General features: G+C 49.4%; 14 protein-coding genes and 2 pseudogenes. 5 read left to right on the forward strand and 11 right to left on the reverse strand.

The genetic code is table 11. The features are described from left to right. Positions 1 to 25: 25 nt before the first annotated feature. Positions 26 to 498: pseudogene (locus OK023_RS19235) on the forward strand (helix-turn-helix domain-containing protein); the annotation flags it as partial. On the opposite strand, the gene OK023_RS15595 reads toward OK023_RS19235, so the two are convergent. Genes OK023_RS15595 through OK023_RS15605 form a run of 3 tightly spaced genes read right to left on the reverse strand, consistent with a single transcriptional unit; the run spans position 486 to position 1,544 of the window. Further along, on the reverse strand, positions 486 to 692 hold the full coding sequence (locus OK023_RS15595) for a DUF943 family protein (RefSeq protein WP_317693596.1): 207 nt from the start codon (positions 690 to 692) through the stop codon (positions 486 to 488). The pseudogene OK023_RS19235 and the gene OK023_RS15595 sit on opposite strands and share 13 nt — an antisense overlap. Then, positions 676 to 1,194 carry a YPO3983 family protein gene (locus OK023_RS15600; RefSeq protein ID WP_317693597.1) on the reverse strand — a complete coding sequence of 173 codons (519 nt, stop codon included), beginning with the start codon at positions 1,192 to 1,194 and terminating at the stop codon, positions 676 to 678. Before OK023_RS15600 ends, OK023_RS15595 begins: the two co-directional genes overlap by 17 nt. A gap of 8 nt (positions 1,195 to 1,202) precedes the next feature. Beyond that, entirely contained in the window at positions 1,203 to 1,544 is a 342-nt protein-coding gene (locus OK023_RS15605; RefSeq protein ID WP_317693598.1) for a DUF3289 family protein, read from the reverse strand. 523 nt (positions 1,545 to 2,067) lie between these two features. On the opposite strand from OK023_RS15605, the gene lpxP reads away from it, so the two are divergent. After that, on the forward strand, positions 2,068 to 2,988 hold the full coding sequence (lpxP, locus tag OK023_RS15610) for a kdo(2)-lipid IV(A) palmitoleoyltransferase (protein WP_317693599.1): 921 nt from the start codon (positions 2,068 to 2,070) through the stop codon (positions 2,986 to 2,988). A 188-nt stretch (positions 2,989 to 3,176) separates the two neighbouring features. Here lpxP and OK023_RS15615 read toward each other — a convergent pair. The 5 genes and pseudogenes from OK023_RS15615 to OK023_RS15635 form a co-directional block, all read right to left on the reverse strand. After that, a pseudogene (locus OK023_RS15615) lies at positions 3,177 to 3,355 on the reverse strand (LrgB family protein); the annotation flags it as partial. A gap of 8 nt (positions 3,356 to 3,363) precedes the next feature. After that, a complete protein-coding gene (locus OK023_RS15620) occupies positions 3,364 to 3,651 on the reverse strand; it encodes a hypothetical protein (protein ID WP_317693600.1) in 288 nt (95 codons plus the stop codon). A 153-nt stretch (positions 3,652 to 3,804) separates the two neighbouring features. Beyond that, positions 3,805 to 5,454, reverse strand: a complete 1,650-nt coding sequence (locus OK023_RS15625; RefSeq protein WP_317693601.1) for a Na+/H+ antiporter — start codon at positions 5,452 to 5,454, stop codon at positions 3,805 to 3,807. 337 nt (positions 5,455 to 5,791) lie between these two features. Beyond that, positions 5,792 to 7,153: an NCS2 family permease gene (locus OK023_RS15630; RefSeq protein WP_317693602.1), complete on the reverse strand. Its 1,362-nt coding sequence runs from the start codon at positions 7,151 to 7,153 to the stop codon at positions 5,792 to 5,794. 580 nt (positions 7,154 to 7,733) lie between these two features. Continuing rightward, positions 7,734 to 8,402: a glutathione S-transferase gene (locus OK023_RS15635; RefSeq protein ID WP_317693603.1), complete on the reverse strand. Its 669-nt coding sequence runs from the start codon at positions 8,400 to 8,402 to the stop codon at positions 7,734 to 7,736. A 204-nt stretch (positions 8,403 to 8,606) separates the two neighbouring features. Between OK023_RS15635 and bhsA the strand changes: the two genes are divergently transcribed. Beyond that, on the forward strand, positions 8,607 to 8,867 hold the full coding sequence (gene bhsA, locus OK023_RS15640; RefSeq protein ID WP_317693604.1) for a multiple stress resistance protein BhsA: 261 nt from the start codon (positions 8,607 to 8,609) through the stop codon (positions 8,865 to 8,867). Positions 8,868 to 9,161: 294 nt separating this feature from the next. Here the strand turns inward: bhsA and OK023_RS15645 are convergent, their stop codons facing one another. Continuing rightward, the gene (locus OK023_RS15645; RefSeq protein ID WP_317693605.1) at positions 9,162 to 9,704 is read right to left on the reverse strand and encodes a single-stranded DNA-binding protein; all 543 of its coding nucleotides are present in this window, start codon (positions 9,702 to 9,704) and stop codon (positions 9,162 to 9,164) included. Between the two features lie 531 nt (positions 9,705 to 10,235). Here OK023_RS15645 and uvrA point away from each other — a divergent pair. Then, positions 10,236 to 13,067, forward strand: coding sequence for an excinuclease ABC subunit UvrA (gene uvrA, locus OK023_RS15650; RefSeq protein WP_317693606.1), 2,832 nt, complete (start codon positions 10,236 to 10,238; stop codon positions 13,065 to 13,067). A 141-nt stretch (positions 13,068 to 13,208) separates the two neighbouring features. On the opposite strand, the gene OK023_RS15655 is transcribed toward uvrA, so the two are convergent. Both OK023_RS15655 and OK023_RS15660 read right to left on the reverse strand, forming a co-directional pair. Next, on the reverse strand, positions 13,209 to 13,562 hold the full coding sequence (locus OK023_RS15655; protein ID WP_317693607.1) for an MmcQ/YjbR family DNA-binding protein: 354 nt from the start codon (positions 13,560 to 13,562) through the stop codon (positions 13,209 to 13,211). 39 nt (positions 13,563 to 13,601) lie between these two features. Next, positions 13,602 to 14,795 (reverse strand): amino acid aminotransferase, encoded by a 1,194-nt coding sequence (locus OK023_RS15660; RefSeq protein ID WP_317693608.1) that lies wholly within the window; start codon positions 14,793 to 14,795, stop codon positions 13,602 to 13,604. Positions 14,796 to 14,967: 172 nt separating this feature from the next. Here OK023_RS15660 and OK023_RS15665 point away from each other — a divergent pair, with 172 nt between their 5' ends. Beyond that, positions 14,968 to 15,735, forward strand: coding sequence for a transporter substrate-binding domain-containing protein (locus tag OK023_RS15665; RefSeq protein WP_317693609.1), 768 nt, complete (start codon positions 14,968 to 14,970; stop codon positions 15,733 to 15,735). Positions 15,736 to 15,775: the final 40 nt, after the last annotated feature.

Here is a 15,775-nt window from a genome sequence, read left to right on the forward strand (position 1 = left end):
AGCGGCTCTCAAGCAAAGCCAGAAAGAAAACAAACAGTTGAAAAAGGAACTGTTGCGTAAAGAAAAGGCGCTGGCGGAGGCGGCGGCGATCCTGGTGTTAAGAAAAAAGCTCAGGGACTACTACGGGGAAACGGACGAGGACGACTGACACCCAACGAGGAACGGCAGCAGTTTATCGCGTGGATAAATGAGGCCGTCACTGCCGGTGCCCGCCGAGCGGTGGCCTGCCGCGAAGTTGAGCTCAGTGTACGCACCTGGCAGCGCTGGCAAACGTCCCCGGAAGACCGAAGAACCACGGCGATACGCCCAGCGCCCGCCAATCGCCTGAGTGTGGAAGAAGAGCAGCAGATACGGGCTGTCTGCCATCAACCCGAGTATGCCAGCCTGCCGCCGTCACAAATCGTGCCACGTCTGGCGGATAAAGGAGTTTATCTGGCGAGTGAGTCGACCTTTTACCGGGTGCTGCGTCGTCATGGGGAAGTGCATCATCGTGGCCGTCGTCTCAAGTCCAGCCACCAGTTTATTTTCCCTTGATCGGTAATGGGAAAGTTTTTGACCAAAACTGAACTAAAATTCTCATCCTGATGGACGGCGACAATTTCAATAGGGCGATTTAACAACCATAGCATATAGCTGAGGATGGCGATGATGGGCAACAATATGCCGATGTATAGTTTATTTTTTACTATCATGGCGACTACCTTCAATTTCAATCGTTGTTTCAATGTTAGTCATGAAGGGCTTATAGCAAAACTGATTGAATCGCTGGAGTACAAACCAGAGTCGGAATATACTAAACTTTTTAAACTTCATAATATCTTTATTATCTAGGCCAAAATGGTCCTGAACATTATACCGAATAACCGCACGGTAGCGATCATTATTAATCTGTAATGAAGTTATCGTGATATGAGCTGCATATATATCATGAACCGTAATACCTAATCCATTAATGCGATCCTGTAATCGGTCAAATTTTGGCAATCTACCGAAAGAAATAGCCTTTCTGATATCCCCTTCTTTTTCTTCTGGATATAACTTGTTTTTCCAATCAATATTGTCTATTAACACCTTCTTTATTCTTAATAATGAACTATTTTCTGAGGTGTCATCAAGGATCTGCTCTTTCAATGCTGTATTTAATATCATATCCCTAAACGGTGTACCATTACCGCTTTGCGTATGATCGATCATCTTGCCAATCACTTTCTATACGGGCCATAAAAAGAGAAGGTCTGCGATTCGTTGCGAAACTCATCAAAGAGGATTTTGGCACATTCATGCCGTGTTATCTTCTTGCTTTCCAACTTCATACCAGCCAGATACCCATAAGGCATTGATTGCATCTGTCCGAACAACGTTAGTGTGTATGGGTCTGCTTTGCTTGACACATGACTCAGCTTAAAAGCAGTTTTCAACTGTGTCGCGCTGAGGTCACCACAGCGCATGTCATCAGCAGCGTAATCATCCATACGCTTTTGAGTTCTGAATACCGTGCAAGGGAAGCGTAAAGCCTGTGAGGTCGGTTGGGATGTTTCTGACACAGTACATTCCTTTTACATTATTGACGGCTTCTAATTTCTCCCATTCAGGCCAAAAGCTTACGCTATGTATGACGGGTGAATAACTGGAAGAATCCTCTATCAGATTGAATATATTAGGTAATTAAAGTTTAAAAAAGCGAAAAACATGCCGATGCAACTTAAAGCCTGCCGAGTATATACCGCAATACACCCAGTGCAAGAAAGACACGATATTCATGTTAAACTCTTGATCTTTTTCGGTCTCAGCAACGCTTACGTGAAACTCGGGAGCGCGGCCTCGTCTCCAGGAAACCTGGACGGTTGATTATATGATATAATCAACGCTCAACGAGTCCCTTCGCGGGCAGGCAAAAGCCCTTCCGAAACTTGATGGTAATGCGAGCCGCCCTTAGAATGTAAAGATTTAGTTAATAACGTTATCTCGCTAAACGATCACCATGACGTGGTGTCTGAGTATTGTACCGCTATCGAGTCACTTCTTTATGCGCTACAGGCTTATACCCCACATTGCATAAGAGTTAATATGACGCGTCCGCAAAGTTTTCATCGTTCTTTACTGCACCCCCGCTATTGGTTGACCTGGTTCGGTCTTACGGTTTTATTCCTGCTGGTTCAACTCCCTTATCCTGTGCTTTACAGGCTAGGGGGATGGATGGGGCGTACTTCAATGCGTTTCTTGAAACGCCGTGTATCGATCGCTCGCCGTAATCTCGAATTATGCTTTCCAGATATGGATACAGCACAGCGTGAGAGCAAAATTATCGGAAACTTCGAATCCCTCGGAATGGGATTGCTAGAAACCGGTATGGCCTGGTTCTGGTCAGACAAACGCGTCAAACGCTGGTTCAACGTGTCCGGTATTAACCATTTGAACCTGGCGCAGAAAAATGGCCGCGGCGTATTAGTGATTGGCGTGCATTTTATGTCGTTAGAGCTGGGTGGTCGAGCTATGGGATTGTGCCAACCCATGATGGCGATGTATCGCCCACATAATAACAAAGCGATGGAGTGGGCCCAGACCAAAGGCCGTATGCGCTCAAATAAGGCTATGCTTGATCGCAAAGACCTGCGGGGCATGGTGCAAGCACTAAAACGCGGAGAGGCCGTATGGTTCGCCCCAGATCAGGATTACGGCCCTCGCGGCAGCGTATTTGCGCCGCTGTTTGCTGTCGATCAGGCCGCAACTACCAGCGGTACCTTTATGCTGGCCCGTATGGCAAAACCGGCTCTGGTGCCGGTGGTACTGATTCGTCGCCCGAAAGGCTTAGGCTACGACCTGCTGATCCAACCACCGTTGGAAGACTATCCAATCGATAATGAAGTCGCAGCAGCTGCTTATATGAATAAAGTTATAGAGAAAGAGATTATGCGTGCACCGGAACAATATCTGTGGTTACACCGACGTTTCAAAACGCGACCGGAAGGTTCACCTTCACTCTATTAAATAATGAGACTCAATCAGCAAGCAGTGCAAGCCACGAAAGATTTCGAGTCACCCAACTGCAATTTGAGAAGCTTCATACTCTGTAGGCCCCCCCAAAAAGCCCATCGCCTGTGTTTTGCCGGGCTTGATGTCGGCTTTTGGGCCTACGACAGTTAAGGAGTACAGCTTAGCCTTAGCCCCCAGTTTCATTACCACATTAATCGGCTTATCAGTGGCGCACCGATCACCGTGATTACTCCCGCCAGCATCATCGCCAGGCTGGAAAACACGCCCACCTGCTGGGCAAAATCTCGTCGGCTCTGGCGGTCCCGGCTCCGTGGCAAGAAGCGCCAAATCGGGCTCCTTTCGCCAGGCCGTTGCGCACTGAGGATAAAATTATACATCTCGCTGTTTCCGCCGTTGCAACCAGACTTCAAAACGGTAAACACGGCCAACCACCAAGCTGGTAACACCCAACGTCAGCATAGTACTGATAGCAATCACCAGAAAAATCCTCCAGCTCTCCACCATCAGCATTCCGACAATATTGGCGGGTAAAGGCAGATGAAATTGCTTGACCAGTTGATCGGCAGCCAGGTATAGCAAGGCATATAGCACAACCTGAATCGGCACCTGGAGGCGAGTCAGGAAAGCAGAAGCAGCACGGCGAAACGCCAGAAACATGAAGTTAACCTCAGCCAAAAGTCATCACTATTAGGTTGTATCCTTTAACTTCCCGTGGAACCGCAACAGCCACTTCAGGCTGGAGCCTATGGTTACGTTGTTCGCGTGCAATTGAAGGACACAACCTAGATGACTAAAAGGAGCCAAGGCACCCTAACCTTCTCGTTCGACTAACAAAGCCTCCATCAGATCGAGATCCGTTAGCAGCTTTTGCAATGTTTCATTGCTGATTTTCTGTGTGGCACGCAGATGATAAAGCTCACCGCGTTCAGCTCGTAATGCTGTCAGGCGAAAACGCCGCTCCAGATTTTCCAGTATCAACGTATTCTCAATATCATCTTTGCTAGTGATACGCCGTCTGAGCGTACCAACTACACGTGAACTGATCTCTTTAAGCACCTGCGGATCGAAGTTTTCCTCCGTATCAGCAAGCAAGCGCTCTTCCATTTTGTTGATACTTTGGATCCCTACTTCCGCAGCCATAGCTATCGCCATACGCTCTTCTTTTTTGCTGGTGCTTTTATCAACGACATGCACTCCGCGCAGCAGTGCAGGCAAGACCAATACGCCGACAATCAGCGACAGCAGGATAACCCCGGTGGCAATAAACACCAGTTGGTAACGCGCCGGGAAAGCAGTACCGTCACTCAGTAGCAACGGAATGGAGAGCACACCCGCCAGAGTTATCGCCCCGCGGACTCCCGCAAAAGAGGCCACCCACAGTTCACGGGTACTGTAATCGCCAAACAGCAACGGGCGTTTTTTCATAAAACGTTTGCTGGCGTTTTTCATCAACCACAGCCAGGTAAAACGCAACGCCAGCAATGCGGTATAGATAATCGCTACGTCAGTGAACAGATACCAGGTTTCGATGGTTGGATCTAACTCAGCTTGGAGGATGGAGGTTTCCAAAATCCCCGGGAGCTGAAGCCCCAACATGATGAAGACCATGCCGTTGAACACAAACTCCAACATGGCCCAAACGCTGTTGGCCCGCAAACGCATAGTCAGCGGTGCATTGCGGATCACCCCAGACTGGCTGATAGTCATCCCCGCGGCTACTGCAGCCAAAATACCGGAAACACCAATATGTTCAGCGATCAAATAGGAGGCAAAGGGCAACAACAGCAGGAATACAATCTGCGTTGCCGGATCGTCACCACTCCAACGGCTCATAACGCGCAGGCACTTACTGTACGTCCAGGTCACCGCAACGCCGGCCAACAGACCGCCAATCGCCACTTTCAAAAATTCCAGAGTGGCGCCACCAACGGTAAATATCATCGTCCCCATTGCTACCGCGATGGCAAACTTTAGCGAAACCAGACCGGAAGCATCGTTCATCAATGCCTCCCCTTCTAGTACGCCCATAATCGATTTAGGAATGCGCCCTTTGCCAACGATACCACCCAACGCAACAGCATCGGTTGGCGACAATACCGCCGCCAGAGCAAACGCAGCTACCAGAGGTATCCCCGGCACCATCAGGTAAATGAGATAACCGACACCCACAACGGTGAGCAACACCAGCACCAATGCTAACCCAAGAATTTCGCGCCCGTGGTGCAGGAATTCGCGCGTAGGGGTTTTCCATCCATCGGCAAACAATAACGGTGGTATAAACAATACGAGGAACAGTTCAGGATCAAAATCAACATGCAGCCCAAAATGCGGCCAGGCGAGCAAAGCCCCGATAACTATCTGTATTAACGGCAATGGTATCTGAAACGGTAATATGCGTGTTATCACCCCAGAAAGGGAGACCACCAAAATCAGAATGAGGATTGTAAAAAAGATTTCCATGCTTTCCTTAGACTCTACGGTTCAGAACATCAAAGCTCGCTGACAAAGTTAACGTCCAATAGTAAATCACTTTTTTCGTGGGATTAAAGCTTGTTTTACCTTATACCCTCTCTCTTATTACACGTGAGTGCCGTTGGTGGCTATTTAAGCGCAGGGCAAAACGTAAGCCACGCGGTAAAGTTTGCCAAATCAGCGGTGAACAACGCCAGAATAGGTTCAAATAGTCAGTAAAATTAAACTGATGGAAGAGGCACTTAATAATATAGGGCAAGAAGAAGAGGTAAAATTTGAGATAAGAATCGGGGCGCTACGCCAGCGCCCCGACATTGCTGATGAGTTAGATCGCCCAGCCACCAGCATAGAACGTAACCAGCGCAGCAGCAATCAACACCGTACCAATGTTCAGCTTACGCCATTCACCAGAGAATACGCGGCCAATCACCAGAGAGCTGAAACCCAACATAATCCCGGTAACGATGTTGCATGTCAGAACGATAAACACAGCGCATAGTAACCCGGCCATGGCATCAACGAAGTCGTTGAAGTCCAATTTAGTCACGTTGCTTAACATCAACAAGCCAACGTACATTAAGGCAGGCGCCGTCGCGTACACCGGTACCAAATAGGAAAGTGGTGACAAGAACAGGATCAGCAGGAACAAAATCCCCACCACCGTGGCAGTCAGACCTGTTTTCCCACCAGCCGCCGTACCTGCGGCAGATTCGATATAAACCGCCGCTGGTGCTGCTCCCACCAAACCAGAGAAGATGCTGCTCAAAGAGTCTGAAGTCAGCGCTTTACCGCCGTTGACGATCTGGCCATTTTTATCCAGCAGATTTGCCTGCCCCGCCACCGCACGAATAGTACCCGTGGCGTCGAACACCGCTGTCATCACCAATGCTAACACGCTTGGCAGCACCACTGGCTGCAAGGCCCCCATAATATCCAGACTGAATATTAATGAGTTACCGTCTGGTCCTGCCAAACTCGGCATGGCAAATAGGCCTTGGTATTTCACCGTTGGATCAAAAATAAGGCCAATGATGGAAATAGCGATAATCACCAATAGTATTCCGCCCGGTACGCGCAATTTTTCCAGGCCAAAGATTACCGCTAGCCCAAACAATGTCATTACGACAGGGAATGAAGTGAATGCTCCTAGCGCAACCGGCAAGCCATCCAGCGGGTTTTTCACTACCAAGCCAACCCCGTTTGCAGCAATCAGTAACAAGAAAAGGCCAATGCCAATACCTGTACCGTGCGCCACCCCCATAGGCAGGTTACGTAGGATCCAGGAGCGGATGCCAGTCACCGAAATAATGGTGAACAGCACTCCCATCAAAAATACTGCCCCCAGCGCCACAGGAATACTGATTTGCTGGCCCAGTACCAAGCTAAAGGCGGTAAACGCTGTCAGTGAAATAGCACAACCTATCGCCATTGGCAGGTTGGCCCACAAGCCCATCAGCAACGATCCCAAACCGGCAACCAGGCAGGTGGCAACAAACACCGCGGTTGGAGGAAAACCGGCTTTGCCTAGCATGCTTGGGACGACGATCACCGAATAGACCATCGCCAGGAAGGTAGTTAACCCTGCAACCACTTCCTGACGCACATTAGTACCCCGTGCTGAAAGTTGAAAATACCCATCAAGCCCGCCCTTTGGTGTGAAGGCATTATCCGCTTGAGATTTCGACATGTTGCTGTCCCCTGTTTTCATTGCCAGCCCCTAGGAAGAGGCCTGTTATTCTGCTTACGCATGCTCATTACGAAACCGTTTCCATCACGTTCACTTCCATACCTTTCAGTAACACGGCCAAATGACGCCATATAATATGGCAAACGTTTAACTCTCGTTGCGTGAAGCGGTGGATTGATGATGGCTTTACCCAAAAGATCTCAAATGAAACCGACGCTAATCAGATTTTAGATTTGAAAGGTATTTTTAAGGCAAACGATTATCTAGCCTTCTATACCGTCTGATCAACTAAAGATCGCGACATTGTATGTGAAAATTTATTGGACACGTGCGCTGACAATAATGCAGGGCTAGGCTGTTCCCCTCAATGATACACGAACACCCCTGGGGGTCATTTGCGCACTGAACAAGGCGTGAGTTGTGCGGTTTGATAGACCCAATAAGCAGCGAATAATGCAGCAATGCGCGGTTTGCGTGTATCTCCTGTTCATCCGTACTCGTCAAAGTCCAGGAAACCCGTGCTTGGTTAAAACAGCTCTAAGCCCCTACTAAACATCGTTATCGATGTCCAAGGAAAGGTTTATTCCGGCATAATAAATGGCCCACCCTGTTCCAGCGCTCGCTGATAGGCGGGACGAGCATGAACACGCTGCAGAAAATTTTGTAACTGCGGACATTCATCCAACCCACCTCGTCCAGCCATCGCCTCTAGTGGAAAACTCATTTGAATATCTGCTGCGCTAAACGCATTGCCGACAAACCAGGCACTTTTATTCAGGTGTTGCTCAAGATAGTTGCGATGGGTAGCAATCTGTTTATCCAAATACCCCTTTTGTACGCCTTTGCCAATAGCACCTGCAAGCGGACGGATCACCCATGGGACGGGTGGGAGTCCTAACCGGTTGAGCACCAGTTTCATTACCAACAGAGGCATTAACGAACCTTCAGCATAATGCAGCCAATAACGATACTCCTGACGAGCACGGAGATCGGTCGGTTTGAATACCTCCTGTTCATCATAAACTTCCTGCAAATACTCAATAATGGCCCCCGATTCCGCGAGTGTAAGATCCCCATCAACGAGCACGGGAGACTTTCCTAAAGGATGGATTTTTTGCAATTCCACTGGTGCAAGCATCGTAAGGCTGTCGCGCTGGTAACGCTGGATTTGATACGGAACACCCAATTCTTCCAAGAACCATAGGATGCGTTGTGAACGGGAATTATTGAGATGATGAAGGGTAATCATGGGTTTTCTCCGGTAACAATACTTGCATTAAAGGTAGTTGCCTCCTGGTCTCCTGCCAAACCGGTTTACCTCAGACACGATCATCAATTTATTTGAATGAAACACTCAAAACACCTCGATTTTCTATTGGCTATATTTAGCCTAGTATTTAACACATCGAGAGGATACAGCCTCTCACCTAATATAAACTCTGAGGATTTGACCATGAAAAACATCAAAATTTTTGCTACTGCTTTTATTCTAGCTTCTGCTTCTTTCGCTAGCATTGCCGCAGACCAATTAAGCAACCAGCCCGCTGCTGGCGCACATAAAATCGGTGTGGTATCTGTAAGTGGTGCGAACAACCTGAGTGCTCTGGAAGCCGAACTGGCAAGCAAAGCCGAGGCAGCGGGTGCCAGCTCCTACCGCATTATTGCTGCTGGTGGGAAAAACAAAATGTACGGCACCGCAGAAATCTTCAACTGATCGTCAGCACATTCACTGACAAAATAAACTAAGCCCCGCGAGATAATGTTAACGGCGTTACCTCGAGGGGCTTTCTTGTATTTCAGACGGGGAAAGGACCAAATGATGTCATTAACCTCATCTGTGGTCTTTCTGGATACTGATATATTTCGCCTCTAACTCTTTTATAGAGTTAAAAAGTATCCTGAAAACAACGAAAGCGCTTTTCACACTTTTGTAGCCTACAAAAAACAGGAAAGCCCCGCATAACGGGGCTTAAGGACACTATACTTTACAAAAAATCTATGGCGTATTTTAGAACGGAATATCGTCGTCAAAGTCCATTGGGGGTTCATTACCGGCCGCTGGCGCGCTGTTTTGAGCTGGGCGGGCCTGCTGCTGGCCACCACCGCTGAACTGGCTGCTACTTTGCGGCTGCTGAGGCTGCCCCCAACCCCCCTGTTGGCCGCCTGCTGGCTGACCACCACCTGCCGGGGCTCCCCCCCCCTGACGGCCACCCAACATCTGCATGGTACCGCCCACATTAACTACGACTTCGGTAGTGTACTTTTCTACACCTGCCTGATCGGTCCATTTACGCGTCTGCAACGCACCCTCAATATAAACTTGAGAACCTTTACGCAAGTATTCACCCGCCACTTCCGCCAGCTTGCCAAACAACACAACACGGTGCCATTCCGTTTTTTCTTTCTGCTCGCCGGTCACTTTGTCACGCCAGCTCTCTGAGGTCGCCAGGGTAATGTTGGCAACAGCACCACCGTTAGGCATGTAGCGGACTTCAGGGTCTTGGCCCAGATTTCCGACCAAGATTACTTTGTTTACGCCTCTGCTGGCCATATTCAATCTCCTGATGAATCATTAAGTGGATAAAAACCACATTTTGCTTAAGCTGTGTGCCTTAATTACCGTGGTAACGTCGCAGCCCAAAAAACCGTCATCGAGACGGGGTGAATGACAGAATTGCCTTTGTTCAAGCCCGACATAGAATACAGGCTTTTGGCACGCACACCTTCAGACCGGGGCATTGCCACGTTGTTCACCACTTGTTAGGCCTACAAACAGCGAGGCTTCCATCTTGCCCTGCGCGTACATGACAACAAGCGCCGCTCGCGTGCAATTAAGGGACACAGCCTAGTCTAAACCGTAAATTGTAGCATGTCATACGCCTAGATTATACCTGCGAAGTTCCTTCCAAAATTGCTTCTACAATCGACCTCCTTACATATCCATACTGGATATTCATTCAGGTTTACTTGTGTCATAATTATGCGTTTCGTCCTGACAGTGTCGTTTTTGCGGGTAAAATCACAAATTCGCTCGTTAAGAAACGGAGACAGGCGTGGTGTATCATCAAGACGGGAAGTGTAAATGGACAATATCGAAGTTCGTGGTGCTCGAACCCATAATCTCAAAAACATCAATCTTATTATTCCGCGTGACAAACTGATCGTTGTTACCGGTCTGTCGGGTTCAGGCAAGTCCTCATTGGCCTTTGATACACTGTATGCCGAAGGGCAACGGCGTTACGTCGAATCTCTCTCTGCTTACGCGCGGCAATTTCTTTCGCTGATGGAAAAACCGGACGTCGACCATATTGAAGGTCTTTCGCCAGCGATTTCTATTGAGCAAAAATCGACCTCACACAACCCGCGCTCCACCGTGGGTACTATCACCGAAATCCACGACTATCTGCGTCTGCTGTTTGCCCGAGTCGGTGAACCACGCTGCCCGGATCACCATGTTACTCTGGCGGCACAAACGGTCAGCCAGATGGTGGATAACGTACTCAACCAGCCGGAAGGCAAACGCCTGATGTTACTGGCTCCAGTGGTAAAAGATCGTAAGGGTGAACACACCAAGACGTTGGAAAACCTGGCAGCCCAAGGATATATCCGTGCACGTATTGACGGCGAGGTGTGCGATCTCTCCGATCCACCTAAGCTGGAACTGCAAAAGAAACACACTATTGAAGTGGTAGTGGACCGTTTCAAAGTTCGTGACGATTTGGCACAGCGCCTGGCCGAGTCTTTTGAAACTGCGCTAGAACTCTCAGGCGGAACGGCCATCGTTGCCGACATGGATGACGAAAAAGCAGAAGAACTGCTGTTCTCTGCCAATTTTGCCTGCCCAACCTGTGGTTACAGCATGCGTGAATTGGAACCGCGACTGTTCTCATTCAACAACCCGGCGGGAGCCTGTCCAACCTGTGATGGGCTAGGTGTGCAGCAGTTTTTCGATCCTGAACGTGTGGTACAAAATCCCGACCTGTCTCTTGCCGGCGGCGCTATTCGTGGTTGGGATCGTCGCAATTTCTATTATTTCCAGATGCTGCGTTCATTGGCTGAGCACTATGAATTTGATGTAGAAGCGCCATTCAGCAGTCTGAGTGCCAGCGTACAAAAAGCCGTGCTCAGCGGCTCAGGCAAAGAATCAATCGAATTCAAATACATTAACGATCGTGGTGATACCACCGTGCGCCGTCATCCGTTTGAGGGTGTACTGCACAATATGGAACGCCGTTACAAAGAGACAGAATCCAGCGCTGTGCGGGAAGAACTGGCCAAATTTATCAGTAACCGCCCTTGCGCCTCATGCCATGGCACACGCCTGCGTGAAGAAGCACGTAACGTGTTCGTGGAAGATACAACGTTACCTGAGATTTCAGATCTGAGTATCGGCCACGCGATGACATTCTTCCAGAACATGAAACTGAGCGGCCAACGCGCACAGATCGCCGAAAAAGTGCTGAAAGAGATTGGCGATCGCCTGAAGTTCCTGGTCAATGTCGGCTTGAACTACCTTTCCCTATCGCGTTCTGCTGAGACACTCTCTGGGGGTGAAGCTCAGCGTATCCGTCTGGCCAGCCAGATCGGCGCAGGTTTGGTAGGTGTGATGTACGTGCTGGATGAACCTTCCATCGGCTTGCACCAGCGCGATAATGAGCGCCTGTTAGAGACTCTGATCCATCTGCGCAATCTGGGTAATACCGTGATTGTGGTTGAACACGATGAAGACGCGATCCGCGCCGCCGATCATGTGATCGATATTGGTCCCGGTGCCGGTGTGCACGGTGGGCAAGTGGTTGCGGAAGGCACCGTTGAAGACATCATGGCAGAGCCAGACTCATTGACAGGCCAGTTCCTTAGCGGCAAACGCGAAATCGCTATCCCGGCACAACGCGTACCAGCAGACCCGGCTAAAGTGCTGAAGCTGAGCGGTGCTCGTGGCAATAACCTCAAAGATGTCACACTGACGCTGCCCGTGGGGCTGTTTACCTGTATTACCGGTGTTTCTGGTTCAGGCAAATCAACGCTGATCAACGATACGCTTTTTCCTATTGCCCAGCGTCAGCTCAACGGAGCGACCATTGCCGAACCATCACCTTACCGTGAAGTGACTGGGCTGGAGCACTTCGACAAGGTGATCGACATCGATCAGAGTCCGATTGGTCGCACACCGCGTTCCAACCCTGCAACCTATACCGGGATCTTTACGCCAGTACGTGAACTGTTTGCTGGCGTACCGGAATCCCGCACCCGTGGTTACACACCTGGCCGATTCAGCTTTAACGTGAAGGGAGGCCGTTGTGAAGCCTGCCAGGGCGACGGCGTGATCAAGGTAGAGATGCACTTCCTGCCGGATATCTACGTACCCTGCGATCAGTGCAAAGGGAAGCGCTATAATCGCGAAACGTTGGAGGTGAAGTACAAAGGTAAAAATATCCACGAAGTGCTGGATATGACCATTGAAGAGGCTCGTGATTTCTTCGATGCGGTACCTGCACTGGCGCGTAAACTGCAAACGCTGATGGAGGTAGGGCTCTCTTACATCCGTCTGGGGCAGTCGGCAACTACCCTTTCCGGTGGTGAGGCGCAGCGTGTGAAACTGGCACGCGAACTGTCGAAACGCGGCACAGGCCAGACTCTGTATATCCTTGATGAACCAACCACAGGCCTGCATTTCGCCGATATCCAACAGTTACTGGCGGTTCTGCATCAGCTGCGCGATCAAGGCAATACTATCGTCGTCATTGAACACAATCTGGACGTCATTAAAACAGCGGACTGGATTGTCGATCTGGGGCCAGAGGGGGGGAGTGGTGGTGGCGAGATCTTGGTGTCTGGCACACCAGAAACCGTAGCGGGCTGCAAAACGTCACACACTGCGCGTTTCCTGAAGCCAATTTTGCATAAAAAATGATCTTATTCATCATACTTCAAGTTGCCTGCGTTTTGGGGCCAGCACAAACACTGTTCAAAAACGCATGGCGTTTTTGACATGCAACTCGAATGATTTAGAGCTGCCCCTCTCCTGACCAACGGCAGGAGAGGGGCTTTACTTTCAGATACCCAGTTCTTGGCGTTTTTTCTTCGATAAACCCGCCGTGACCAATTGGTAAGAAATATCGATCAACCGATAAAACTGAGAATCTGGTAGTGCACCATCCAAGAAAATGCTGTTCCAATGCGCTTTATTGAGATAGTAGCCTGGGATAATTTCTGCATGTTGCCCACGCAGTTGTTCCGCGAGTTCTACCCCACATTTTAGCGAGATCACAGGTCGACCATAGGCTTCACCGAACAATGCAAACATTTTGTCGGCAACTCTGACACGATCTGCCTGCCAATCATTCTGATAGTCGTGTTCACTGCCCGGTTTGGTAAGGCAATAATCCATCAGTTGCTGTTTGTTCACGGTCATTTTCTCTGAGTCAATGGATGGGGTCGTTCTCATTTACTGAACAGCCGCAAACGCCTCTGCTACCTGATGCACGTTGTTATGATTGAGGCCAGCCACGCACATCCGCCCACTGTGGATCAGGTAGACACCAAACTCCTCACGCAGGCGATCAACCTGCGCCGCACTGAAACCGGTGTAACTGAACATCCCGCGTTGTTCCAGCAGGTAATCAAAATTACGCTGCGGCAAGGCACTCTTCAAGGTCTCTACCAGCACCTTACGCATTTCCAGGATACGGGTGCGCATGGACTCGACTTCAGCCAACCACTCGGCCTTCAGTTGTGGGTCATTCAATACTTTTGCCACAACTTGCGCACCAAAATTCGGTGGGCTGGAGTAGTTACGACGCACAGTGGCTTTCAGTTGCCCAAGCACACGCTCGGCAGCATCACTGCTTTCACACAACACGGATAGCCCACCAACGCGCTCACCGTAAAGCGAGAATATTTTCGAGAATGAGTTGCTCACCAGGCTTGGCAGGCCCGCCGCCGCAATAGCGCGGATAGCGTAGACATCCTGCTCAATCCCGCCACCAAAACCTTGATAAGCAATGTCGAGGAATGGGATCAATTCACGTTCAGCGAGCGCTTCAACCACCAGATCCCATTGGGTAGCTGTAAGATCGGAGCCAGTCGGGTTGTGACAACAAGGGTGCAATAGCACAATGCTTCTGGCTGGCAGCGTTTTCAACGTGTCCAGCATGGCGTCAAATTTCACCCCTAGGTTTTCACTATCAAAATAGGGATAGGTATTCACCTTAAAACCGGCACCAGAGAAGATTGCCACGTGGTTTTCCCAGGTAGGGTCGCTGACCCATACCTGTGAATCCGGGAAGTAACTCTTTAGGAAATCAGCACCGACTTTCAGCGCACCTGAGCCACCAATGGTTTGGATCGTGGCGATACGACCCTGTTGCAACATGGTATGCTCGGCACCGAACAACAGTTGCTGGATCGCATTGCGGTAGGGCTGTAAGCCTTCCATTGGCAGATAGACTGATGCGCCGTGCTCAATACTGTTAAGCTGGGCTTCTGCGGCAGCCACCGCCCTCATCTGCGGAATAATCCCCTGCTCGTTATAATACAAGCCGATACTCAGGTTAACTTTGTGAGTACGGGGATCTTTTTTGAATTTTTCCATCAGCGACAGAATTGGGTCACCTGCATAAGCATCAACATTCTGGAACACGGGTTGGTTCTCCTGATTTGGGTTGTTCTGAACATCATCTACTATATACCCTAAACAATTCGAGTTGCATGAAAAGGGTAACTCAGCCCCTTCGCAAATTGCAGAACAATACGTGTATGAACGTTAGACTATGGCTTGAGAATAAATACAACAGGTATAAAAGGGATAACAAATGAAGAAATTATTACCTCTCGCTTTGCTGCTTGCAGTTGGAAGCACCAGTGCACAATCCAATCTGGATAAGGTGTTGCAGCAAAAAGTGCTGACGGTCTGCACCACCGGCGATTACAAGCCTTATACCTTCTTGAAAGAAGATGGCAGCTACGAGGGTATTGATATCGAGATGGCCGAGTCACTGGCGAAAAGCATGGGAGCCAAAGTGAAGTGGGTTAAAACCACATGGAAAACCCTGATGCCTGACTTTGTATCAGGGAAATGCGATATCGCTATGGGGGGGATCTCAGTCACTCTGGAACGCCAGAAACAGGTATTCTTCGCTGAACGGCTTGATACCGATGGTAAAATACCGCTGGTGCGTTGCACCGATGTGAAAAAATACCGGACTCTAGAGCAGATTAATAAACCTTCGGTCCGCATGATAGAGCCCGCTGGCGGGACCAATGAAGCCTTTGTTCAAGCCTACTTGCCCAAGGCTAACCTGACGCTATCTCATGACAATATGGGTATTTTCCAGCAATTGGTTGATCGCAAAGTAGACGTGATGATCACCGATGCCTCAGAAGCCCTTTATCAACAAAAACAATTCCCTAAGCTGTGTGCGGTGAACCCGGATAAACCTATGCAATATGGTGAGAAAGCGTACATGTTGCCGCGCGACGATATGAGTTGGAAACTGTATGTCGATCAGTGGCTGCACCTAAGCAAAGCCAGTGGGGAGTATCAGAAGATTATCGAACAGTGGTTGGCGGTAAGAAAGTGATGTGATATTCGCTCCCCCTCGTTACACTTCTGGAAAAATT

The organism is Serratia sp. UGAL515B_01 (assembly GCF_033095805.1).
Classification (GTDB): domain Bacteria; phylum Pseudomonadota; class Gammaproteobacteria; order Enterobacterales; family Enterobacteriaceae; genus Chania.

Excerpts from the sequence above, each read along its gene's own strand:
- OK023_RS15620 (WP_317693600.1), bottom strand. The coding sequence starts at position 3,651 with ATGTTTCTGGCGTTTCGCCGTGCTGCTTCTGCTTTCCTGACTCGCCTC.
- lpxP (WP_317693599.1), top strand. The coding sequence starts at position 2,068 with ATGACGCGTCCGCAAAGTTTTCATCGTTCTTTACTGCACCCCCGCTAT.
- OK023_RS15665 (WP_317693609.1), top strand. The coding sequence starts at position 14,968 with ATGAAGAAATTATTACCTCTCGCTTTGCTGCTTGCAGTTGGAAGCACC.
- OK023_RS15600 (WP_317693597.1), bottom strand. The coding sequence starts at position 1,194 with ATGATCGATCATACGCAAAGCGGTAATGGTACACCGTTTAGGGATATG.
- OK023_RS15595 (WP_317693596.1), bottom strand. The coding sequence starts at position 692 with ATGATAGTAAAAAATAAACTATACATCGGCATATTGTTGCCCATCATC.
- OK023_RS15625 (WP_317693601.1), bottom strand. The coding sequence starts at position 5,454 with ATGGAAATCTTTTTTACAATCCTCATTCTGATTTTGGTGGTCTCCCTT.
- uvrA (WP_317693606.1), top strand. The coding sequence starts at position 10,236 with ATGGACAATATCGAAGTTCGTGGTGCTCGAACCCATAATCTCAAAAAC.
- OK023_RS15635 (WP_317693603.1), bottom strand. The coding sequence starts at position 8,402 with ATGATTACCCTTCATCATCTCAATAATTCCCGTTCACAACGCATCCTA.
- OK023_RS15630 (WP_317693602.1), bottom strand. The coding sequence starts at position 7,153 with ATGTCGAAATCTCAAGCGGATAATGCCTTCACACCAAAGGGCGGGCTT.
- bhsA (WP_317693604.1), top strand. The coding sequence starts at position 8,607 with ATGAAAAACATCAAAATTTTTGCTACTGCTTTTATTCTAGCTTCTGCT.
- OK023_RS15645 (WP_317693605.1), bottom strand. The coding sequence starts at position 9,704 with ATGGCCAGCAGAGGCGTAAACAAAGTAATCTTGGTCGGAAATCTGGGC.